The sequence below is a fragment of the Saccharopolyspora sp. ID03-671 genome (assembly GCF_045278815.1).
Lineage (GTDB): Bacteria > Actinomycetota > Actinomycetes > Mycobacteriales > Pseudonocardiaceae > Saccharopolyspora > Saccharopolyspora ipomoeae.
The window spans coordinates 6,976,852-6,998,916 of the sequence record NZ_CP134054.1 but is presented as its reverse complement, the minus strand read 5'-3'; the positions used below and the strand labels follow the sequence as shown (position 1 = coordinate 6,998,916).

At 67.8% G+C, this 22,065-nt stretch carries 23 protein-coding genes; 20 read left to right on the top strand and 3 right to left on the bottom strand.

Annotation, left to right across the window (positions count from 1 at the left end; genetic code table 11):
* The first annotated feature begins 287 nt into the window (after positions 1-287).
* The 10 genes from REH65_RS32515 (at position 288) to REH65_RS32470 (ending at position 7,034) form a co-directional block, all read left to right on the top strand.
* On the top strand, positions 288-758 hold the full coding sequence (locus REH65_RS32515; protein WP_406690550.1) for a hypothetical protein: 471 nt from the start codon (positions 288-290) through the stop codon (positions 756-758).
* 111 nt (positions 759-869) lie between these two features.
* Entirely contained in the window at positions 870-2,255 is a 1,386-nt protein-coding gene (locus REH65_RS32510) for a ParB/RepB/Spo0J family partition protein (protein WP_406690549.1), read from the top strand.
* Positions 2,256-2,323: 68 nt separating this feature from the next.
* Entirely contained in the window at positions 2,324-2,512 is a 189-nt protein-coding gene (locus tag REH65_RS32505; RefSeq protein ID WP_406690548.1) for a hypothetical protein, read from the top strand.
* Between the two features lie 76 nt (positions 2,513-2,588).
* The gene (locus REH65_RS32500; protein ID WP_406690547.1) at positions 2,589-2,783 is read left to right on the top strand and encodes a hypothetical protein; all 195 of its coding nucleotides are present in this window, start codon (positions 2,589-2,591) and stop codon (positions 2,781-2,783) included.
* 67 nt (positions 2,784-2,850) lie between these two features.
* Positions 2,851-3,252 carry a hypothetical protein gene (locus REH65_RS32495; protein WP_406690546.1) on the top strand — a complete coding sequence of 134 codons (402 nt, stop codon included), beginning with the start codon at positions 2,851-2,853 and terminating at the stop codon, positions 3,250-3,252.
* A gap of 83 nt (positions 3,253-3,335) precedes the next feature.
* Positions 3,336-4,241: a bifunctional DNA primase/polymerase gene (locus REH65_RS32490; RefSeq protein WP_406690545.1), complete on the top strand. Its 906-nt coding sequence runs from the start codon at positions 3,336-3,338 to the stop codon at positions 4,239-4,241.
* A gap of 259 nt (positions 4,242-4,500) precedes the next feature.
* Positions 4,501-5,604: a DUF4192 domain-containing protein gene (locus REH65_RS32485; RefSeq protein ID WP_406690544.1), complete on the top strand. Its 1,104-nt coding sequence runs from the start codon at positions 4,501-4,503 to the stop codon at positions 5,602-5,604.
* A 30-nt stretch (positions 5,605-5,634) separates the two neighbouring features.
* Entirely contained in the window at positions 5,635-6,201 is a 567-nt protein-coding gene (locus REH65_RS32480; RefSeq protein ID WP_406690543.1) for a hypothetical protein, read from the top strand.
* Positions 6,202-6,266: 65 nt separating this feature from the next.
* On the top strand, positions 6,267-6,485 hold the full coding sequence (locus REH65_RS32475; RefSeq protein ID WP_406690542.1) for a hypothetical protein: 219 nt from the start codon (positions 6,267-6,269) through the stop codon (positions 6,483-6,485).
* A 126-nt stretch (positions 6,486-6,611) separates the two neighbouring features.
* Positions 6,612-7,034, top strand: a complete 423-nt coding sequence (locus tag REH65_RS32470) for a hypothetical protein (protein ID WP_406690541.1) — start codon at positions 6,612-6,614, stop codon at positions 7,032-7,034.
* Between the two features lie 64 nt (positions 7,035-7,098).
* On the opposite strand, the gene REH65_RS32465 is transcribed toward REH65_RS32470, so the two are convergent.
* From REH65_RS32465 to REH65_RS32455, 3 genes are all read right to left on the bottom strand, one after another.
* A complete protein-coding gene (locus REH65_RS32465) occupies positions 7,099-7,269 on the bottom strand; it encodes a hypothetical protein (RefSeq protein WP_406690540.1) in 171 nt (56 codons plus the stop codon).
* Positions 7,270-7,367: 98 nt separating this feature from the next.
* Positions 7,368-7,655: a CYTH domain-containing protein gene (locus REH65_RS32460; RefSeq protein ID WP_406690539.1), complete on the bottom strand. Its 288-nt coding sequence runs from the start codon at positions 7,653-7,655 to the stop codon at positions 7,368-7,370.
* 12 nt (positions 7,656-7,667) lie between these two features.
* The gene (locus tag REH65_RS32455) at positions 7,668-8,504 is read right to left on the bottom strand and encodes an XRE family transcriptional regulator (protein ID WP_406690538.1); all 837 of its coding nucleotides are present in this window, start codon (positions 8,502-8,504) and stop codon (positions 7,668-7,670) included.
* Between the two features lie 287 nt (positions 8,505-8,791).
* Here REH65_RS32455 and REH65_RS32450 point away from each other — a divergent pair, with 287 nt between their 5' ends.
* From REH65_RS32450 to mobF, 10 genes are all read left to right on the top strand, one after another.
* Positions 8,792-9,040 carry a hypothetical protein gene (locus REH65_RS32450; protein ID WP_406690537.1) on the top strand — a complete coding sequence of 83 codons (249 nt, stop codon included), beginning with the start codon at positions 8,792-8,794 and terminating at the stop codon, positions 9,038-9,040.
* A 353-nt stretch (positions 9,041-9,393) separates the two neighbouring features.
* Positions 9,394-9,855, top strand: coding sequence for a hypothetical protein (locus REH65_RS32445; RefSeq protein WP_406690536.1), 462 nt, complete (start codon positions 9,394-9,396; stop codon positions 9,853-9,855).
* A gap of 407 nt (positions 9,856-10,262) precedes the next feature.
* Positions 10,263-11,303, top strand: a complete 1,041-nt coding sequence (locus tag REH65_RS32440; RefSeq protein WP_406690535.1) for a DUF4192 domain-containing protein — start codon at positions 10,263-10,265, stop codon at positions 11,301-11,303.
* Positions 11,304-11,413: 110 nt separating this feature from the next.
* Positions 11,414-11,788: a hypothetical protein gene (locus REH65_RS32435; protein WP_406690534.1), complete on the top strand. Its 375-nt coding sequence runs from the start codon at positions 11,414-11,416 to the stop codon at positions 11,786-11,788.
* Positions 11,785-12,009, top strand: coding sequence for a hypothetical protein (locus REH65_RS32430; protein ID WP_406690533.1), 225 nt, complete (start codon positions 11,785-11,787; stop codon positions 12,007-12,009). The genes REH65_RS32435 and REH65_RS32430 overlap by 4 nt, the downstream gene beginning before the upstream one ends.
* Positions 12,010-12,310: 301 nt before the next feature.
* Complete coding sequence (locus REH65_RS32425) at positions 12,311-12,769, top strand: single-stranded DNA-binding protein (RefSeq protein WP_406690532.1); 459 nt, start codon at positions 12,311-12,313, stop codon at positions 12,767-12,769.
* A 353-nt stretch (positions 12,770-13,122) separates the two neighbouring features.
* Positions 13,123-13,761: a hypothetical protein gene (locus REH65_RS32420; RefSeq protein ID WP_406690531.1), complete on the top strand. Its 639-nt coding sequence runs from the start codon at positions 13,123-13,125 to the stop codon at positions 13,759-13,761.
* Positions 13,762-13,980: 219 nt separating this feature from the next.
* Positions 13,981-14,568 carry a hypothetical protein gene (locus REH65_RS32415; RefSeq protein WP_406690530.1) on the top strand — a complete coding sequence of 196 codons (588 nt, stop codon included), beginning with the start codon at positions 13,981-13,983 and terminating at the stop codon, positions 14,566-14,568.
* Positions 14,569-15,329: 761 nt separating this feature from the next.
* Entirely contained in the window at positions 15,330-16,430 is a 1,101-nt protein-coding gene (locus REH65_RS32410; RefSeq protein WP_406690529.1) for a hypothetical protein, read from the top strand.
* Positions 16,431-17,001: 571 nt separating this feature from the next.
* Positions 17,002-22,059, top strand: a complete 5,058-nt coding sequence (mobF, locus tag REH65_RS32405) for a MobF family relaxase (protein ID WP_406693279.1) — start codon at positions 17,002-17,004, stop codon at positions 22,057-22,059.
* The last annotated feature ends 6 nt before the right edge of the window (positions 22,060-22,065 follow it).

The window sequence follows — 22,065 nt, the reverse complement described above, 5'->3', positions numbered from 1 at the left end:
ACATTCGGGCGCCACTGAGGTCACGTTCGTCCAGGTAAAACGTTTGCCCCTGAGCCGGTGGCGCGTTCGGTGTTCTGCCTGCTGGCAGGGTGCTGGACGCCGGGCCGCTCCACGCAACACGGGCACCCCGGAGGGGACCCCGCCCGTGTTGCGTTCCGGGCCCACCGCCCAGCCCTCAAGCCGCAGGCAGAAACCCCGAGACGCCACCGCCCAACCCCGTAGCGGGTGGGCGGTGGCCTGGTGGTTTTTGTCCTTTTCTGGTGCCTGCGGAAAAGGAAACCACACCAATGACTTTGCCGAACATCACGAGATTCCAGTACGGCCGCGAAAAGTCGCGGATCTTCCTCAACGACATCCACCTGATCGGGATCCTCGAGCACCCCTGTGATGACCCCGAGGTCCGGGTGACCTTCTGCGGGCCCTCGGGCAAACGCTTCGCACTTCCGGCGGCCGAGGACATCCCCGGTGGTACGAGTTCGATCATCGTGGCCTCGCTGGGCTACGAGTACCGGCCGCACGAGATCGCCGTCGGCTACTTCGCACCGCGGGGGTACGGCATCTGGTGCCCGACCTGCCACACCGCCGGCACCTCGCTGCACCGCTACTACCCCGACCAGACGGAAGCCGAACAACGCGTGGTCACCGTCCACGAGGACCTCTGCGGGCAACCCGCCGTGCTCGTCACCGCGCCCTTCCCGCTCAGTCCCGATCTTCCTCCGTCCAACGCCTGGCCCACCACCGACCACGACGCGCCCTAACCAACGCACTCCCCTACCAATCGAACAACTCCTGCCTGTCACGCGGCGGGGTCCGACCACCGTCGGGCCTCGCCGCGTTGGTGTTTCTCGACTCCGATGAAAGGAGCTTTCATGCCCACGACCGATCAGCAGCTTCCCCGCTTCGCCACCCTGGACCCGAAGTCGCTGGTGTTGCGGGACAACCCGCGCACCATCACCGACTTGCCGAGCGAGGAGCCCGAGATGCTGGCCAGCGTCGGCACCCACGGCGTCCGGCTTCCGATCCTGGCCACGCCCACCGAGGAGGGCCCGTCGGTCATCGACGGCTTCACCCGGGTGCTCTGCGCGCTGCACCACCAGCAGGACCAGGTACCGGTCTTGCTGGTCACCGTCGAGGAGGCCGAGGAGTGGCGGCGTCTGGTGGATCAGTGGATCGCCAACGAGCACCGCCGCGGGTTCGGTGAGGCGGACAAGGCCGCCATGGTCGAGCAGCTCGCCATGTTCGGTCTCAGCCCGGACGACATCTCCGACCAGCTCAAAACCGACATCGCGGTAGTCCGGGCGGCGCTGACGGTTCGTGGTAGTGAGAAGGCGACGAAGCTGGCCCGGCAGCACGATCAGCTGGACATGCTCCAGCTCGCGGCGATCAGCGAGTTCGAGGACGACGAAGCCGCCTACAACGAGATCGTCGAAACGCTGCAGAACCGCCCTGCCCAGCTCAAGCACGTGATGACCAGGCGACGTCATGAGCGTGAGGCCCACCAGGCCTGCGATGAAGAAATCGGTCGCCTCTCCGCCACTGGGGTGACGGCGATGCACGATGCTGACCTGCCCGAGACCGCTCAGCCGCTGTCGGCCTTGACCAATGCCAACGGCCAGCGTCTGTCGGAGCTCGTCGCCGAGCACGAGGCGTGCCCGGGGCACGCGGCCGGTGTGCGGACGGTCTTTTCCGGGGACACGCGGGTGACCTGGCACTGCCTGGACTGGAAGAAGCACGGCCACCAGAAGCACTCGGATGCCTCCGCTAGCGGGCAGGGTCTCTCGGAGGAGGACAAGGCCGAGCGCAAGCGGGCGCGAGAGCTCAATCCGCAGTGGCGTGCGGCCCTAGAGGTGCGCCGGGAGTGGCTGCAGGAGTTCCTGCAGCGCAAGACGCCGCCGAAGCAGACGCGCCAGTTCCTGGCCGCCGTCTTGGCGGCCGGCGATGAGCGGGTCACCAAGGCGATCGGGCGCGGCAACCGCTACGCCCGCACCACCTTGGGTGACAAGCGCGTCGACCGCTTGCAGGCGGGTGGGCGGCGGATGACCGAGGACCAGGTCACGATGGCCGAGCTCGGGATCGTGCTCTGCGCCTACGAAGAGGCCTACGACGCCGGCCACACCGTCAACACCTGGCGCTCCCCCACTCCGGCCGACGAGCGCTATCTCACCGCCCTGGCCTCCTGGGGCTACCCCCTCTCCGAGGTGGAACAGCTCGCTCTCAACCCCGACATCACGACCACATCCGACGACAACGCGTAATCCGCACGACCCGACGCGCCCCGGCCACACGCCGGGGCGAGTTGCGCTGTCTTAAGAGGGAGGTCCCGGTGTCCGAAGAGGAGGAGTCAGAGCTGTCAGGGGTGAACAATGAGCATCTCGCGACGCTGACGTTCGACGCGATCATCGATCGCGATACTGACCAGCTCGATGTGTTGCAGGCCGAGTGGTTCCGCCGCGCCGAATACAGTCGGCGACTCGGTCAACTTGCCCGCGACCACCGCACACCCCGCGAGTAAGACGTGCTGAATCCGGCAGGAACGCAGTGCTTTTCACCATTCCCATACTTTTTCGATCAGCAGTGGAGTGTGTCCTATGTGGTTCTTCGTGTTCGTGTTTGAGCTCCTGGTGCTCGTGTTGATCGCAGGAGTCGTCCGGGCTGCGCTGCAGCGCGTCGACGAGTTCTTCGACGCCCTGATCGAACGTCTCCGCAACAGCACCAACCCCGCTGGCGCCGGTGACGACACCGCCGCCGAGGAGTCGATCGAAGAGGCCCGCCAGACCCAGTAGCAACCCCGTGACGGGCCGGTCCTGCGCTGCAGGGCCGGCCCGTCGTCTTGTTCCGGAGGAGGAACCGATGAACGCCCGTAGCCGTGTACCCGCTCGCCCGTCCCGCGAGCCGGTCGCTGTGCGGATCTTGCACAACAACAGCCCCCGAGCCTCGCTGTTCGGATACACGCTCAACGACACCGTGACCCAGGTGTTCGCCTACGACGACACGGAGGTGGACTCGGCGACCAGCTGCATCGAGATCGCTGAACGAGCCTTCCAGAACTTCGCCGTCGAGCGCACCCCGACCTGCGAGAACGCCGATCCGCACGCGGTGTCCTACCTCAAGGCGGGACTGCGGGCGTTGTCGGTGGGCGACGTCGTGTGCGTCGACGGGCGCTTCTTCGCCTGCGAGCCCGTCGGTTGGTACGAGATCGATCCGCCTCGCGAAATCCCTCTCGAACACCCCGGTGCGGCACTGCCCGACTGATGCCGCCCGCCGCTGGATTCGAGGTGCGACGAATCGTCCCGTGAGTGGGTCTACCGTGAGTTGAAGGAAGGAAACGTTGGATCATGTCCTCCACCTCGAACCGCGGGGCTGCGACACCGCGCCTGATGCGCGTGGCGCTGGAGGCGGCCGCCGTGGGAAAGCACGTGTTTCCGCTCCAGCCCCGCGCCAAGAAACCCGCCATCGGTGACTGGGAGACGACCGCGACCACCGATCCGGACCAGATTCGGGCCTGGTGGCGGCGGGCGCCGCACAATGTCGGGATCGCCTGCGGCCCCAGCGGATTGCTCGTGGTCGATCTCGACATCGCCCACGCCACCTCGCCACACGCCGAGTCCGATCCCGCCGTCGGGACCGGGTATGCGGGCCTGGCTGTGCTCGCCGCCGAGGCCGGCGAGCGGTTTCCCGACCACACTTACACGGTGGCGACCCCGAGCGGCGGCCAGCACCTCTACTTCACCTCCCCTGCCGGGGTGGAGTTGCGGTGCAGTGTCGGGCGCTTGGGCAGGTGGATTGATACCCGCGGAGCCGGTGGCTACGTGGTGGCGGCCGGGTCGGTGGGCCCGCACGGCCGCTATCAGGTGCAGCGGGACCTGCCGATCGCACCGCTGCCGCAGTGGATCACCGGTCTGCTCGCGCCCCACCCCGCAACCGCCTCGACCGAATTGCGGCTCCCACCCGAGCGGGCTGCCGCCTACATCGCCGCCGTGGTCCGCGCGGAAACCGACAACGTGGCCCGGGCTGTCACCGGTCAACGCCACCACGTGCTGTTGAAGGCCGCGGGTGCGTTGGGGCGGCTGGTCGGCGGCCAGGAGATCGACTACGCCGTCGCTGAAAACACCCTGCGCCACGCCGCGCACACGCACATCGGCCGGGACGGTTTCACCGACGCGGAGGCCGATACCACCATCCGCGCCGGTCTGGCCTGGGGCATCCAACGCCCCCGTCACATCACTCAGCCGGGCGACTGACTCGTCGTCTCGCGCCGCTGGGCGGCGGTCGAGCGCCTGTCGATCCGCGGCGCCAGCACATCAGGCCCCCGGTGGGGGTGGCGAGGGCGCCTGCGGCGTCGCTGCGCGATGTGCTTCGCACACCCCCGCCACCCCCACCGGCGTCCTGATCCCGCACCACACGCAGATCAACACCCTCACCCGGCCTCACCACGCACCCACGTGGGAACAGGGGGTGAGGGCTTTTCATCCTGTCCCCACCCATCAGGGAGATTCATCCATGAACGAGCGCATCAACGTGCCCATGAACTCGGTCGATGACCTGTTGGCCGGCCTTCCGCACATGCTCGGGTTCTACCCGCGATACTCACTGGCCCTCATCGCCCTGGACCACGTCCGCGATGACCAGCACCAGCTGGGCTCGACCATGCGGGTCAGCCTCCCCGAACCGGACCAGTACGCGGACTTCCTGGCCTACGTCACCGGCGTGGTGCAGCAGAGGCTGCAGGCCGATGCCGTGCTGCTGTTCCTCATCACCGACACCGACGCCAAGCCAGTAGACGGTTTGCCGCACGAATCGCTCGTCAACGGACTCCTCGATGCTCTCGCCGCCACCGGGAGCCCCGTCGTGTCCGCCGTGTGGACCCCGGACATTCACCACGGCGCCGAGTGGGTCTCCTACCTCGACCCCAGCCTGCGCGGCACGGTCGCCGACCCTCAAGCGTCCCTACTGGGTGCGGAACTGACCGCACTCGGTCACGTCCTGTTCTCCAGCCGCGAGGACCTCGCGGCGCTCATCGAGCCCGACGAGGCCACCGCAGCACGGTGGGCCATCGCGCTCGACGGGCTGGGCATCAACGATCCCGAGCCCCACGCCGTCGCCGACAGGATCGACACGATCAACGATGCCATCACCGAAATCTCTCAGGGCCGCGATCTCGATGACGACGAGCTCGTCGAGATCCTGTACTGGATCTCCGACACCCGCGTCCGCGATGCACTGCTGCCCACCGCGATCGGTGAGCACGCCGCAGCGGCCCACCAGCTCTGGCTCACGCTGGTCCGCAAGGCCCCCGCGCCTGAGCTCGCCGATGCCGCAGTCCTGCTGACCGTCTCGGCCTTCGTGCGTAGCGAAGGGCCCCTGGCCAGCGTCGCGGTCGACCGCGCGTTGGAAGTCGACCCCGAACACCCTTTGCGCGAACGCTGCGCACGGCCATCGACAGCGGAATGCCGCCTTCGGAGGCGGCGCGCCTGCTCCAGCCGTAACCACCCACACCCTCGCAGGACACGGCGGCCCGGCTGCCGTTCGGTCAATCGCCGAGCGGCAGCCGGGCCGCCGCCATCTCACACCCCAGCTCTCGATCAAATCCACTCCACACGCTGAGTTCCGGTTGAAACCCGTTGGAGGATCACCGTGTTCACCGAAATCGCCGATCTGATCAACGACACGCACAACGAACTGGACCCGCTCTTCGACATGATCGGCTGGGCAGAAGAGGAGATCAGCGCCGCGCAACGCCGCCACCCCGCCCACTCCGACACGCTGCACCACAGCTTTATCCTCCTGCACTCCCACGACGAGCGGATGCGCACGGAATTCGTCTACCGGGGACACGCCCGCGAACTCCTCGACCGCATCGCCGACAGCGCCGACACCCAGCCTGCCACGGCCGCCGAGATCGCACTCGCCTTCTGCCAGGTCAGCCAGACGGCTCCGCTGAACTCTACCGCTACCGGCCTGCTCTTTCGCATGTGGCACAAGGCTTTTCCCGACACACCGCTACCGATCGAAGACGATCAGCAACACCGCGAGCAGCTGTTCGGTTCCCGCATCGACGACGCCGAAGCCGAGGCCCGCGCCAAGCTCGCGGTCCCCACTCGCACTCTCGGCACCATCGAGTGCCGCGGATGGCACCTCGGCGAACCCGTCGCATGCCACTACGCACCGCTGCAGCTGCGCCCCGATCACAAACCCGCATAACAGCGCATGGCCGCCCCACGCGGTCCTTCCACGGGGCAGCGTGGTGTGTCCGCTAGGAGTACTCCGTGACCACCCCGAACGCCGCGCCCTCGTACTACGACCCCGCCGACGTCCTGGCCGAGGTCTTCGACGACGAAACGCTCGCCGACGACCTCGCCGCCTACCTGACCTGCGTCGAGGCCAACGTGCTGGCCGGGTTCCTGGACTCCACCGGTCGCCACGACGGCGCCCAGTGCTGGCTCAGAGCCCACCGAGTCGGCTGCAACGCACCCCACCGCCACTAACCACCCCGGCCACCTGCCGATGCGACTGGAGTTGCCATGCACTCACCCACACGAGCACCCGCGCACCCACGCCGCGTGAAGCGAACACGCCCAACCCACCGACGTCGTGACGTAGCATCGCAGGTCATGCGGCTCCAGCTCGTCATCGTCTACGCCCGGCTCTGCGGCGCAGCCGGGCTGGGTGTGCTGCTCGGATCCGCCGCCACCGGCCTCCTCAACCTGCTCACCGGTGCCGTATTCACCTCCGAACCCGACTGGCCGGCCGGTGTCCCGGTCCTCACACTCCTCGGAACCCTGGTCGGCCTCGCCAGCGGACCGCTGACCCGCCGATGGTTCGCACCCGCCACCCCGCGGCGCCGGCTCGTATTCACCGTCGGCGGGGCCGTCGCGGTTCCACTGGCCACCGCCGTACACACCGGCTCCATCGCCCTCGCATTCCTTCTCATCCTCGCCTCAGCCGCGGCCACGACCACCCTGTGGATCCGGGAGTTCCGGCGCGAGACCGCCCAGGCACGAGCGCTGTTCTTCGGTTCCCGCCGTCCCCGCTGACCCGCAACGTCCCGGCTCCACGGAGCTGATCCTGGTCCTGGCCTGTGACCCTGGCACTGCCTGGTCAACTGCGCCGGGCGGCGACGGCGTCGGTGTACTTCTCCGTCGTCAGATCGTCGCTGGTGATATCAAGCGAGTCGAGCACGGACCGCACCACGTCGAGACCGGCCTCGACCCCAGTTTCGTCCGGGACGATCGTTTCCACCTCAACGAAGGTCCCGTCGAGCTCGGGCACGTGCACGAGCGTGGCGAGCACGTCCCGGCCGTGTTCGGTGAAGCGGTAGTTGCGGCAGTGCTTCTCGAACGCGATGGCCTCGACGAGTCCGAGCGTGGTCAGTAGCGCTGCGATCGGTTCGCCGTCGTCGAGCGTGGTTCGTGCTCCGGCTTGGAGCCGGACTCGTGCACAGGTGGTTCCTTGAACGTCAGGACGGTCGTCGTGGCGGAGTCGGTCTCGACCACGCGAAGCCGGGCTTCGTAGCCCCGCTGATCGAGGTCGCCTGTTGGCCAGTCGAAGTACCGGTCCCGGTAGATCTGGACTTGCTCGTCGGCACGCTCCCGCAACCGTGCGCGCACCACTTCCGGATCGTTGACTCGGGCCTTGAGTTCGGCCTCTACCGCCACCGTGGAACCTCCCTAGATCACCTGCTGTGCTTGTGCCCGTAGCTCATCGGTGAACCTACGGAACCCACGATGCAACGCGCCATGCGCCGAGGCGGCGATCTTGTACATCGGTGAGGTGTGCCCCTCGTGGTCGGTGCCGAACGCGGAGACGAACTGCACCTGGTCGAGCGCGAGCACCCGCCACGTGGGGAGCAGGTCGTAGAAGTACACCTCGACCTGTGCCCCGGTCTGTTCCTTGAGCTCGCGAAGCCGCGCCACGCAGAGGTTGACCCCGGAGGCGAACGACTCGTGCGATTCCCCGACCTCGGCGGCGCGGCGCTGGGCCGCCTTGCTGGCAGGGTCGACCAGTAACGCCCGGAACAACGGCCGGTTGCGGGCAACCGTGGCACGAAGCAGCGAGTCGTTCATGCCGATGATGCCAAGCCCGCGTACGGCGAGGATGTCGATCTCCTTGGCTTCCGACGCGGCCTGCCGAATCTCCGGCGTCGCGTCCGCCTGCGACGGGTACGCGGCCAGCATCTCAGCCCGGCCGAGCGGTCCGAGATGGTCAAGCCCGGATGGATGCACCGGGGCGAGCCCGAGCAGCACCCGGGTCTCGTCGGGCATCGCGAGACCGTCGGCGATGCGCTCGTACACCTCGAAGGCGGTCACGGTACGGGTACCGCGCAGGATCTCCGAGATCCGCCCTTGCAAGATCCCGGTCGCCATCGACAGCTGCGTCTGGCTCGCCCCGGTACCTCGCTGCACCACCCGGAGGATCGAAGCGACGTCGCGTTGCTGACATGCCTGCCGCATGTCTTGGCTGCTCCACACGGTTGGGGGAACGATCAGAGTCTCCCAGTTGACCACCCAGAAATGTTCTCACAGTGAGATACCCCTGGTGGTATGGGTTGAGCTGCCGGGCGTGGCGATGTTGAGTACATGTCGGTTGAAAGCAAGCAGGCCCAGGAGCGCCCGGCTACCGGCGGCGTTACCCGTCGATGGCTGCCGTCCCCGTCACTGCGCGACCTCGAAACCCACCTCGCCGTAGTTGGCGCCGCGAAGGGCGCGTGTGGTGCGGCCATCATGTGGGCTACTCCTGGACACCCGGCCACCCAACGCCCGCGCTGCCGCGACTGCACGGCGGAGAGCCGTCGATGACCACGAGCAACACAGCAATGGCGTTCGCGCTGCGGTCGGCGCAGTGGAAACTCGACGAGGCCGCGTTCGCCGCTGGGGCCGGACGCCTGTGCCAGGAGGACGCACGGGAGCTGGCCGAGCAGCTCGCCCAGCTCGCCGGCCACGTGAGGAAGTACGCAGAGGCGCACGTGACTATTGATGTGACCAGCCATGGTGACGAAGACACCCCGGAACCGCTCACCTCACCCGAGGTGACACCGCACTGAACTGTCTCCAGGTTCATCAAGGCCTCGCCGAACATCCGGCGAGGCCTTTCGCATCCACCGCTGATGGCGCTTGTCCCGCGCGGAATAGAACAACCGCGCCATAGCGGTGTCGTTGGATCAAGCTCGTCCACGGCGCCGGCGGTGGTGATTCTGCCTGCTGCGAGCCTGCTGGATCGCGGGCCGCTCCACGCAACACGGCACCCCAGAGGGGACCCCGCCGTGTTGCGTTCCGGACCCCCGATCCAGCCACGCGGCCGCAGGCAGAACCCACCCCGCACCGTCCAGCACCGCGCGGACCCATTGCGTGGGCGGTCTGCCCTTTTCTGTCCCCTTTTGGAAGAAAAGGAGCCGCGATGTTGCCCAACGTCGTCCTCCAGCGACGCGGCCCGGATACCACCCACGTCCTCTACGGCGCTCATCTGGTCGGGCGGCTCACCGAGCACCCCGATCACAACCGTGTCCAGGTGATGTTCTCGACCCCGACCGGGCAGCGGTTCCGGCTGCCCGACTGCCACACCGTTTCCAGCGGCACCGCGGCCGTGGTCGTCGCGGCGCTGAGCTACCACTACCGGCCTCATGAGGTCGCCCTTGGCAGGACCGACAACGGGTTCGAGCTGTGGTGCCCCACCTGCCGCGGACTCCCCAACCCGCCCACGCTGTTCTATGCCACGAAGCAGTCGGCGCTCGAACACGCCAAGACCGACCACGCCCACGCCTGCGGGCACCCCGCGATCTTCGCCGATCAGCCCCGACCGCTGCCGCCGGACGTGGCTCCGGACAACGCCGTGCCCACCGACGAATCGAGCACGCCCTGACCGACGACCTCCGAACGCAACTGCGAAACGACCCAGTCGTACACGGCATTGCAGAGTGCGTCCAAAGTTCTGGCGAGGCGCGCCAATTCTTCGAAGACCTCGACGGTAGCGCGTGCGCTATGTTCGCCCGTTCTGTTCGGCGGTCATACCGACAGCGGGGCGGCACGATCACGGCCCCAGCGGAGATGATCGCCGCGGTCGTCACCGAGCTTGCCTTCCAGCCCCCTCCCAAGCCCAGTCTGCGCACACGACTCCGCAGGTTCCTGCGGCTTAGCCGGTAGTTCCACAGCAGTTCCAGCCCGGCCTCCCTCGCTCGACGGGGAGGCCGGGCTTTTTCACGCGCACTCCGCCACCCACGGCCAGGACAGCGCGATTCGACAGCAACTCGTCTTCTGGAGGCAGAAATCATGACCCACCACCGCCACCGTTCGAATGAGGACAGGGAAGATCCGGGGGCTCTGCTCGCCGCCGTTCCCCACCTGATCGGCTACTACCCGTCCGAGTCCCTGATCGTGCTGACCTTCCACAACGTGCACACCCGACCGGAGCTCGTCGCCGGCATCCTCGTGGATCTGCCGGACCCGGATGGCTACGACCACACCATCGCCAAACTCATCACGCCGCTGCTCGCCGATCCCGAAATCAGCGGGGTCATCGCCATCATCACCACCCCCACCCGCACCGACGAGGACCTCCCGCACCGGGAACTCGTGACCAGGTTGGCCCATGAGTGTGGCGAGATTTCCGTGCCGGTGCTGCAAGCGTTGTGGACCCCGGGGTTCCGCACCGACGCCCCGTGGATCTCCTACGCCGACCCGCTGTCGTCGGGAACCATCGACGACCCCACCGCCTCCCCGTTCGCCCTGGCCTCGATGGTGGCCGGTGAGACCACCTACAGCAGCCGCGACGAGGTGGTGAACCTGCTGCAGTCCCGGTGCGACGAGGCCACCGCCGCGCGGTGGAACGCCGAACTCGACTCGCTCACCGAACACTCCCTGAACGACACCGGAAGTGACCGTCAGGATGTCGAGCGCCAGCTCGTGCTCGACACGATCGTGGCGCTGCACCACGGCGGCGAGGTGACCGAGAGCGTCCTGATCCGGGTGCTCCACGCCATCGGTGACGTCGAGGTCCGGGATGCCGTGTTGAGCACCGCACTCGGGCGCTACTCCCGGGCTGCCGAGCGCCTGTGGATCACGCTGATCCGCTCGGCACCACCATGCCGAGAGGTGGTGGAAGCAACGGTGCTGCTGGCCTTTTCGGCCTACACCCGCGGTCACGGTGCACTCGCGGCCATCGCCCTCGAACGAGCCCTGGACACCGATCCCGACCACACCCTGACCCGCCTGCTCACCCAGGCCACCGCGCTCGGGATCACCCCGGACGACCTCGCCGTCATCGCCTACACCACTCCCCCAGGCCCCGAGACCGGCCACACCCAGTCCTAGCCCGATCTGCTCTTCCAGGTGTGCCGGTCCGGGGGCAGTCCCGAACCGGCACACCTGCGGATCACCACCTCATCCGCACCCGGATTCGACTCTCGTGGAAAGGCCATCGCATGACCCTGCCCGCACACCCCTCGATCCGAATCAACCAGCTGGAAACGGCGTTGGCCCAAGTCCGCACCGACTTCGAGGTGTTTCAGGACAAGGTGCGAGACCGGATCATCGAGGCGTACCGCAACGGCGACATCTGCCTCGACGGCGCCAACGACGGTCTGCGTGACCTCGGACTCCCGACGTACGTCGCCGGGTGGAAGGGGACCATGACGCTCACCGTCGAGGTGTACGTCACCGGAACCGACTGCCCCGACACCGCACGCCAGTGGGCCAGAGACGGCCTGGAGCTGGCGTCGCAGGACGACGACGTGCGTATCGATCACATCGACCGCGACGTCGACGAGTTCACCGAGGCCGACGAGGGGGACGTGTGAAAACTCCCCACGATCTCCGGGTTCTGGCCAGGCACGCCCTCGTGCGGGCGCGGGCCGGTGAACCGGGCATGCGCCACTACGCACGCGGTCTGCTCGACGAAGCCCGCCGGCGTGAACTCACCGCCCACTCGCTGGCCGTCGGCCGTGCCAACGTCACCCCGGACAGCTACCGCGCCGTCCTCCGCCGCCAACTCACCGCCACAACGCACACGCCACGGTGACACGGGTTGTCGTGCGGAGGTGACCCGCACGACGGTGCGCGCCGTCGTGCGGGTTCGTCGTGTGCGGAAGTGGGCTGCCGTGGGCTGCCGTGGGCTGTGGACGTGTCGATCTGAGGCGAATCAGATCAGCACGGGGTGGCTGGAGCAAGGGCGCCTTCGGCGTCGCTGCGCGATGAACCCTTGCACCACCCACCCCGTCCCGATCCCGCGGTCGCAGATCGACACCCCACAACCCGGTCTCCCTCCGGTCCGGAATCGGGGGTCGGTTCCCGAAGTTGTCTTCGCCAACAAGGAGGCCGTCATGGCTGGAGAAACCGAAATCACCCTCGTGGGTAACCTGACCTCCGACCCCGAACTCCGGTTCACCCCCTCCGGAGCGGCCGTCGCGAACTTGACGGTCGCCAACAACCCGCGCGTGTTCGACCGGGAATCCGGAGGCTGGAAGGACGGCGACTCGCTGTTCATCAGGTGCAACGTCTGGCGCCAGCTCGCCGAGAACGTCGCCGAGTCGCTCACCAAGGGCACGCGGGTGATCGTGCAGGGCAGGCTCAAGCAGCGCAGCTTCGAGACCCGAGAGGGCGAGAAGCGCACCGTGGTCGAGCTCGACGTCACCGAGATCGGTCCCGCCCTGCGCTACGCCACCGCAAGCGTCAACAAGGTCACCCGCAACACCTCCGCTCAGGAGCCGCCCGAAGACCCGTGGGCCGCTGCCCCGGCAGGTGCCGACTCAGGCGCTGAGGCGACCGCACCGCCGTTCTGATCACCACCTGACCCATGGGCGGTGGGCCGTCAGCGATCTGACGGCCCACCGCCCATTTTTCGTGGACCCAGCGCAACCTCAGTCGCTAGCTCGACGAGTCGGTCGTCGACGATCTCAATGACGCCCACCCCGAAATCCGCGAGGCCCTCGACCGCCACGAGGGCCTGCCACACATCGATCCGTCCAGGTGCTGGGGCCGCTAAGACACACCCGGTTAATGGGGCGAAGCGATCGTGCCTTGGTGGGGTGGGGAGGTCCAGCACAAAGACGCTGGACTTCCCCACCCCACCAAGGCCTTCGCGCGAGCGCCCCACCAACCGGTGGGAGGCACCCGTGTGAAGGGAGACCCTGACATGCACCAGCTGCCCCGCGACGTCTTCAACCAGATCCAGCAGAGCCAAGCCAACAGCACCGGAGCCCCCGACAACGAACTGTGCTCGGTCGCCAGGCTCTGGGATGTCTCCGAGCCCGCGAACATGCGGGCCGTGCTGCTCGGCCACCTCGGGATCGAGCTCATCGAGCTCCCCCGCACCCAGCCCTTGAGCACCATCGCAGACCTGGTCGGTGACCCGGTGCCCGAGCGAGTCCAGTACACCCCCGACGTGCTTGTCTGGGTTGGAGACAACAGCCGTTACTCCGCCCCGCCCAACGAGGACGCCACCGGTCTCGTCTGCGAGCTCATCTGCGACGTCGCCAACGGCACCTACTCATCCACCGAGCACGGCCGGGCCCACGCGGAACGCCTGGCCGCCACTCCCGATTTCATCCCGCACCTGCACGGTCGCGTCTTGCTCACCGGCGCCGACCTCAACAGCGAACCCGCACCGTTCAGCGACGCGTTCCGCGGGTGGTTCGGCGCCATCATCGAGCAGGCCGCCCGTGCCGCCGAGGCACAGGCCCAGGCCGTCATCGACGTGGTGCAGCACCTGTTCGGGCCCCTCGACCGTCCGAACTCCGACGCCGGTGAGTCCGATCGACCCGACCGGAACTGACACCCTCCTCACACGCTTGGTGCCCTGGTCCACGGACCAGGGCACCAAGCCCGATCTACGTCTCCTGCCGCGTGCCTACTAACGGAACCGACGCACGAGTCGGTTTCCTGCCGACGCCTCTGTCCGTCACCTACCGAAACGCCACCAGAACCGCACGTCCCTGTCCGAGGCTTGTCCGCAGGCCCGACGCGTCTACGAGCCCGACTGCCCTGGTTCGATGTGGCCAGCGACGTTTACGTCGCTCCCGCTCGCTCCGGCGACACCATGCCGTCCTCGATCAGGAGACGCCAGCTCTCGGGACTCGTCTCCACTGCGTGCCTGCTCGCTATTCGCCAGTGGAGTAGCTGGTTTCCGGTCAACCTGGTGGGCGCGGCCGGCGGCGATGAGTCGGCGAGCTTCCTTTTCGCTGCGGAGCTCAAGCAGTTCACAGACCTGAGCGGCGCTGCGCCCGCCTTGCTCGTGGATCGCCCAGGCTGCGCGGGCTTGCCGGGCGTGCTGCCCGGCCATCTTCTGTTCAGATTCAGTGCGGGCCTGGTCGATCTTGTGGCGCAGGGCCGCAATTCGATCTTCCAGGGCCGCGTGTTCGGCCGCGATGACATCTCCGGCTTCGATGTAGTCGACGAGGTGTTCCTCGACCAGTTGCTCACGCCGCTTCTGCTCGGCGAGTTGCTCGGCATTGCGTTCACGCGCGCGTTGCAGGGTTTGGCTGACCCGGGTCGAGCGGCGTGGCCGTCGGCCCCCGTTCGGTGTCGCAGCAGCCATGCCCTTCTCCCCTCTCACCGTTGGCTTGGGCGTCTCCGACGCTAACCAGGGAGCACGGCGCGGCGTCCCGACACGCCGGGCGGCAACATCCGAGGGGACGTGTGCCGCGGAGGAGAGGCGGGGGTGCCCGGCCGTAAGCCGGGCACCCCCGCGTGCCGGTTGCGGCAGTCCCGTAGGACCGACCGCCCGAAGGGGGCGGCTCCGCCAAGACCGCAGCGGCAGCACCGCCCGGCAAGCACCAAGGCTCATTGAGGGCCTTCTCGCCGGACGTGTGATCAGTGTAGCCAGTTCCAGCGACCGGCCCACAGAGTTTCACTACCCAGCCCTGCCAGCGACGCTTTACAGAGACGGGACGGTCCGAAGGGCGCCGTTGAGGTTTCTGGCTTCCTGTCGCAGCTGGTTGGTTTTCCCGGCGTTTCGACGGCCGGATTGTCTCGGCGTTGGGAGGTGCCGCGTCAAGGGCACCCCAAGGTGGGGAAGAATTCTTCTCCGCAAGCTCCGAACAATTATTCCCCACCCCGGGGACCCCACCCTTGACCCGGCACCTCCCAACGGAGTGATGGCCTTTATCGAAACGACGGCGAAAACCAACCAGCTTCGCAACACGCCCGCATGACCCCATCTGCGCAGTTCAACAGCCTCTTGATCGCTTTCAGAGCGCAAGCTAATTCACCCTATCGAACCAGGCCATGAATCACTTTTTCCCTACATCTATTTCCTATTTTTAGATATACTGATATCGCATCATTCGGGAACCGCCAAGCCCGGACGTGCGACGACACCATAATCATTGATTTGGGGTTTTCATGTCGAATTCTGTAACGCTTTCTGATGCCGTTCTGTCCGTCGCGGCGCTGCTGCGCGCCGGTGACCTCGACGCCGCCCGCAGGCAGTGGCACACCGCGTTGGCCACCGCCCAAGAGGTCGAGACGGCCACACTCCGCGAGTGCGGCCGCATCCTGGCCGCCTACCCACGCACCGCGACGCCGCACCTGCGTCGCCTCTGGCAGCGCACGAGCGACGAGCGCGCCCGCGCGGTCATCGCGGCATGCGCACCGCTTCCCAACCAGCAGCCCACACCAGGCACCGAGGCATCGGCCGCGCAAGCGCCGCGCTGGGACCGCCGCTCCATCGAGCACGCCCGCGCGCAGCACCGCACCGGCGGAACCGTCCGCACACATATCGACGCCGACCAGCGCCGGACCCGCACCCAGCAGCGCCAGGCCGCCCAAGAACTCGCGGCCCGTCTCGACCACACCGACACCACCGACGACCGGCCCCAGCGGCAGGACACCGGTTCCCGGCCCGACGGTTGGGCCATCGACTACGACCTGATGGCCATCAACCCCGTTGCCCACGACCCCGAACGCCCCGACCCCCGACAGACCGCCGTTGCTGGCAACGGACGACCGTGCGTGGCGGTGGGCTGCCACGTGGAGCCCAGCCGTGCCGACCGCCAGCACCAGGACGGGTTGTGCCAGGAATGCCGCGACGCCGACCGCCCCGGCATCCAGGTACCCGAGAACGCCAGCCGCGCGCAGAGGATCGAGGCCCTGTGCGCCTACATCTGGCAGCACTACCCCGGCGGGCTCGACCACCTCCGCCGGGAATGGGCGCGGTACAGCAGCGAGACCGACCGCGCCACCGTCGCAACGTGGGTCAAGACCCACGTTCCCAAGGCCATCCCGGATCTCACGACCTGCGAGCAGTGCCCGAGCGTGCGGCAAATCCGCAACGGGTTGTGCCTGGACTGCCGCCGACTCGACGAGGAGGACATGCCCAGTCTCGCCGCCGTGCGCAACCACCCCACGGCCACGCCCGCCGACGACGAGAGCACCACGGTGGGAACTCTCGTCGGCCCGCTCAGCGAGTGGGCAGCCGACCAGCACGCGACCGCAGCGGCCTAGCCGCTGCGCCCGGGGGGACCGGCAACGCGCCGGTCCCCCCGGGCGCTTTCCCTTGACGAGCACGCAGCCCATTACCGGCCACCGACCGCGCCACCACGCGGAGGACGCCGACGTGATCGCTGCACGGTGGTATCGCGCGCCGGGCAGCGGAAGGCCGAAGCGCGGTGCGACCCTGCGCGAGCGTCGCGCGGCCTGTGCTGTCGTGCGCCCACGCAGGTGGCCCGACTAGCCCGAGTCTGTTCTCAAGCCCCCGGTTTTCGCCGGGGGCTTTTTGCTGCGCGCCTCACCCTGGCACGCATCCGTACTCGGCGGTGCCCGCGCCCTACCTGTTGCCGTCGGTGCGGTGCCGCCGCGTCTGGTTACCTTCCGGCCGGCGCCGCACGTGGTGACGGTGCCGGCGCCCGTTACCTGGCCGGGTCACCTCGCACACAGCACCTCTTGCACTTGAAGTGCTCCCCGGAACTGTATCGATTTCGTCTGCGACAGAAGTCCCCACCGTTCGGCCTAGCGTGAAAGCACGGTCGTGCACGCAATTTCAGGGTTTGGGGGCGTTGTGATCGGTGTGCGCAAGATGTCGCCCAGCGGTCACGAGTACCTGACCGGAAGCGTCGCCTGCGGCGACCGCGACCTCGATGCAGGTGAGTCCCTGTCGGACTACTACACCGCCCACGGCTACCCGCCCGGGCAGTGGTTCGGCCGCGGTGCCACCGAACTGGGCGTCGACGGTGAGGTAACCGCAGCGCAGATGCGGGCGTTGTTCGGGGAGGGACGACACCCGGATTCCGACCGCATCGAAGCCGGCCTCATCGCCGCCGGGGCCTCACCGAAGGAAGCGCTGGAGGCAACCAAACTCGGTCGTCGCTTCCCGCGACACAGCGAAATCGACGACCTCCGCACCCGCGTCATCGACGCCTACAAGGCCCACAACCTCGAACACGACCGCCCCATCGGCGCACCTATCGACGAGGCCACGCGCGCCCGCATCCGGCACGACGTGCAGGCCCAGGCCTACGCTGACGCCCACGACGGCACCCGTCCCACCAGCACCGATCTCAAGGAATGGCTGGCCCAACAGAAGAAGCAGGTCAAGAACGCCACCAGCGGCTACGAACTTGTCTTCGCCCCGCCCAAGTCCGTCAGCGTCGCCTGGGCACTGTCCGATGAGGCCACTCGCGAACAGATCGTGGAGTTGCACCGGCAAGCGGTGCGCGACACGTTGCAGCACTTCGAGGACAACGTCGCCCACACCCGCAAAGGTGCCGGCGGTTACGCCCAGTACGACGCCCGCGGCATCACCGCCGCCTGCTTCGAACACTGGGACAGTCGCGCCGGAGACCCGCACCTGCACACCCACGTGCCCATCAGCACCAAGGTCCAGGGCCCCGACGGAACCTGGACCAGTCTCGACGGCCGCACCGTGCTCGCCGCCGCCGTGACCACGTCGGAGCACTACAACAGCCGTTTGCGGGACCTGTTCCGTCAGCACGGTGCGGCCTGGAGGGAGAAGCCCAGCGGCGGGATCGACCTCAAGCGCCCCGTCTGGGAACTCGACGGAGTCCCCAGCGAGCTGCTCGCCGGGTTCTCCCAACGCGCCTCCGCGGTGGAGCAGGAACGAGCCCGGGCCATTGTGGAATTCCGCAACACCCACGGGCGTGAACCGTCTCCGAAGGACATCCTGGAAATCGGGCGCCGCGCCCAGTACGGCACCCGTGACCCCAAGCAAGCACCCCGCACACTCACCGAACACAGACAGCGCTGGCGAGATCAAGCGCGCGAATTCGCCGACCCGGACACACTCACCAATCTGGGGCATCGCGTCTTCGGTGGCGAGCCCGAAACGGTCGCCGAAGTCGATGTCGCCGACCTCGCCGCCCGTACTCTGGCCACGGTCTCCGACCACCACAGCCACTTCAACATCTGGAACATCGAAGCCGAAGCGCACCGTCAATCCGCCCACCTTCGCGTACCGGACAACACCCGGGGTGCCCTCATCGCTCAGGTCGTAGAGGCGGTTGTGCGCGACTCCGACACCGTCAGCTTGCAGGCGCCTTCGCTCGTGGACGAACCCGCGGAGCTTCGCCGAGCCAACGGCGAAAGCGTGTTCACCGAGCACAACGCGCAGCGCTTCACCACCCACCGGACGCTACGCGAGGAAGCCGCCCTCGCGGCCTGGGGACGCCGCCGTGATGGCACGCGCATCAGCACGTCAGCGGTGGAGAAGGCGCTGCGGGGGACGAAACTCAACGACGGTCAGGCCAAAGCGGTGCGCGCGTTCGCCACCTCAGGACGCCGGGTGCAGCTGCTCTACGCGCCGGCCGGGACCGGAAAGACCACTACTATGCGCGCCTTCGCCGAAGCCTGGCGTGCCGAGGCGGGCACGGTGTATGCCTTCGGGCCCAGTGCCCGTGCCGCTCAAGAGCTCGGCAACTCCATCGGCGCCCAGCCGCACACACTGCATCAAGTCACCACCGCGCAGAAGTTCGGATTCGCGGGATTCGCGTTCCCGTTCGCCCGGGGTGATGTGCTCATCGTGGACGAGGCCGCGATGGCCGGCACCCACACCCTCCACGCCGTCGTCAGCTACGCCCTCGACCGCGGCGCCGACGTGCGCCTGGTCGGAGACGACCGCCAACTCACCGCCGTGGAGGCCGGTGGCGCGGTGCGCTGGTTCGCCCACCGCAACGGCGCCCTCCGCCTCAACGAGGTCGTGCGCTTCGCCGATCCCGACCAATCCAAGGCCTCCCTCCTGCTCCACGACGCCAACCCCGCGGGGCTCGACTACTACTTCGAGCAGAACTGGGTGCAGGCAGGCAGCCGGGAAACCATGCGCGATGCCGCCCACCGCGCCTGGCGCAGCGACCTGGACGCCGGGTGTCCGTCGCTGCTGATCGTGCCCGCCAATGACGACGTCACCGCCCTCAACCACCAAGCCCGTCAACTACGGCTGCAGCGCGGCGACGTCGACGGAACCGGCCGCAGTGTCGCGTTGCACGACGGCACCCACGCCAGCACCGGCGACCTGGTTGTCACCCGCCGCAACGACCGCCTGACCACCCTGTTCCGGGGCAAGGACTTCGTCAAAAACGGAGACACCTGGACCGTCACAGCCGTCACCCACAGCGGTGGACTGAAACTCCGCCACCACACCCACAAAGCCACGGTGACCCTGCCCGCCCACTACGTCGCCGAACACGTCGAGCTCGCCTACGCCACCACCGGCAACCGCGCCCAGGGCATGTCCATCAACGGCAACGCCCACAACCTCGTCACCCGCGGGCTCTCCCGCGAGCAGCTCTACACCCAGATGACCCGCGCCATCCACAACAACTACAGCTACGTCGAGATCCTCCAGCACACAATCGACTCCCACCAGGAAACCCCACCCGAAAGCACCGCGATCGGTGTCATGAAAGCCGCCCTCAAGCGCTCGTCGGCCGAAACCTCGGCAACCGAGGAACTGCGGGGCGCGCTGGAGAAGGCCGAATCGCTGCGCACCCTCGTCGGCCACCACGACTTCGTCGCGCACCTGCACACCGACACCCGCATCGAAACGGTGCTCACCGACCACGTCCCGCACCTGCTCGACCACCCCGCCGCACCCGCCCTCCGGCAAACCGTGCGCACTGCCGAAGACCTCGGCTGGCAAGCCGAACAGCTCATCCCCGCCGTCCTCAACCAAGGCCCCCTCACCGACACCGACGACCCCGCCGGTGTCCTGCAATGGCGCATCGCCCAACGTCTCATTCACGACACACCACCACCTCGCCTCGGCACACCTACCCAGCACCAACTCACCCAATGGCGTGCCCTCGTCCAGCACCACAACGACACCGCCGAGGTGGGCGAACCTGCGTGGGACCACGTGTGGAAGCTCGCCGCCGGAGGTGTCGACGAGGGCCTCGACGGCGAAGTCGCCGTCGAGGCTGCGGCCCACCAACTCGCCCAACGCCCCAGCCATGACCCGATGGACGCCCACCACTACACCGCCAACACCGTCACCGCGGCGTTGGCCGAGCAGCGCGCCCACGGTCACGGCTGGAACCCCGCGCTGCCCTGGCTTGCCCGACCCGAAACCCAGGCCTTGTCCGAAGACATGAACGACTACCTCGAACGACTCGGCGCCGCGATCGACGCCCGCCACACCGAGCTCCGCGCGCGAGTCTCCGCCGACCCACCCGCCTGGACCGCTTCCCTCGGCCCACGCCCCGAAACCCCGGAAGCAGCACAGCGCTGGGACACGGTCGCCGGACTCGCCGCCGCCTACCGCGACACCTACACCATCACCACCAACGACCCCGCCGCTCCCCTCGGTCCACGCCCCCAAGGCAACGGACTACGCGCACGTGCCTACGCCAGCATCCGCGAACAGTGGCGCCCCACCGGCCACACCCAGGGACGGCCCGACGTCGCTGACCACGCCCACGTACAAGCCGACGCCGTCGAACAGCTCCGCACCGACATCGACGCCGACGAACTCCTGCGCACCTTCGCCGAGCCCCTGCACCAGACCACGCCTGAACCGCTCTCCGTGCTCGTCGCACAGCATCACGACCTCAGCCGGCAACTCATCGACCACGTCTCGCGCCAAGCCCTGGCCGAACACGCCCCCAACGCACTCGGTCAACCCGCCGAACCCGCGTTGCTGGCCACGCTGCGGCGCGCCGAAGCACACGGCTGGCAACCCGACCGCCTCATAGCCCGCGCCGCCACCACCCGCGGGCGCGACCACACCGACGACCTCGCCGCCGTGCTGCGGTGGCGCATCGAATCCCACATCGCCGACCACGAGCCACCCGCACGAACCGCGGAGCCCACCCCTGACCAACTCGACCGGTGGCGCGACATCGTCACCCAACACGCACCCCAAGCTCAGATCACCGACAACTGGCAACTGCTCTGGCGCCACGCCGCCGGCGGCGCCGCCGAAGGCCTCAACACCGACGCCGCACTCACCTCAGCCGCCCGCGCACTCGCTAACCGCCCCGACCACGACCCCATGGACGCCCACCGCTACACCGCCCAAACCCTCGTCAACCACCTCGCCCACCAACGCGACCAACACCCCACCAGCCAGGCCGTCCTGCCGTGGGTCACCAAGCCCCACCGCACCCTGCACACCACCAACCCGGACCTCGGCGAACGACTCGACGAACTCACCACCGCCATCCACACCCGCTACACCGAACTCCGCGACCACTTCCCCACCAACCCACCCGAATGGGCTGCCAGCCTCGGCCCCAGACCACAGAACCCCACCACTGCCCACACCTGGAACGACGTCACCAGCCTCGCCGCCGCCTACCGCGAGACCTACCGCATCAACACCAACAACCCAGACGCACCGCTCGGCCCCGAGCCCAGCGGTCCCACCGCCAAAGCAACCGCCTGGCGGGACATCACCGAAAAATGGAGCACCATCATGACCAACCCCAACCCCCACTACCAACAAGACGACACCCTCGAACGCCTCGAAGCCCTCCGCGACCAGATCCAAGAGACTCACGACCACTGCCACGACGAACACACAGAACAACGCGAGGATTACCACGATGACTCGGCAATCCGCCGGGCCAACGAATACGATGACGATGGACTCGACCACGGGATCGAATCCCACCTTGGTTTCTGATTATAC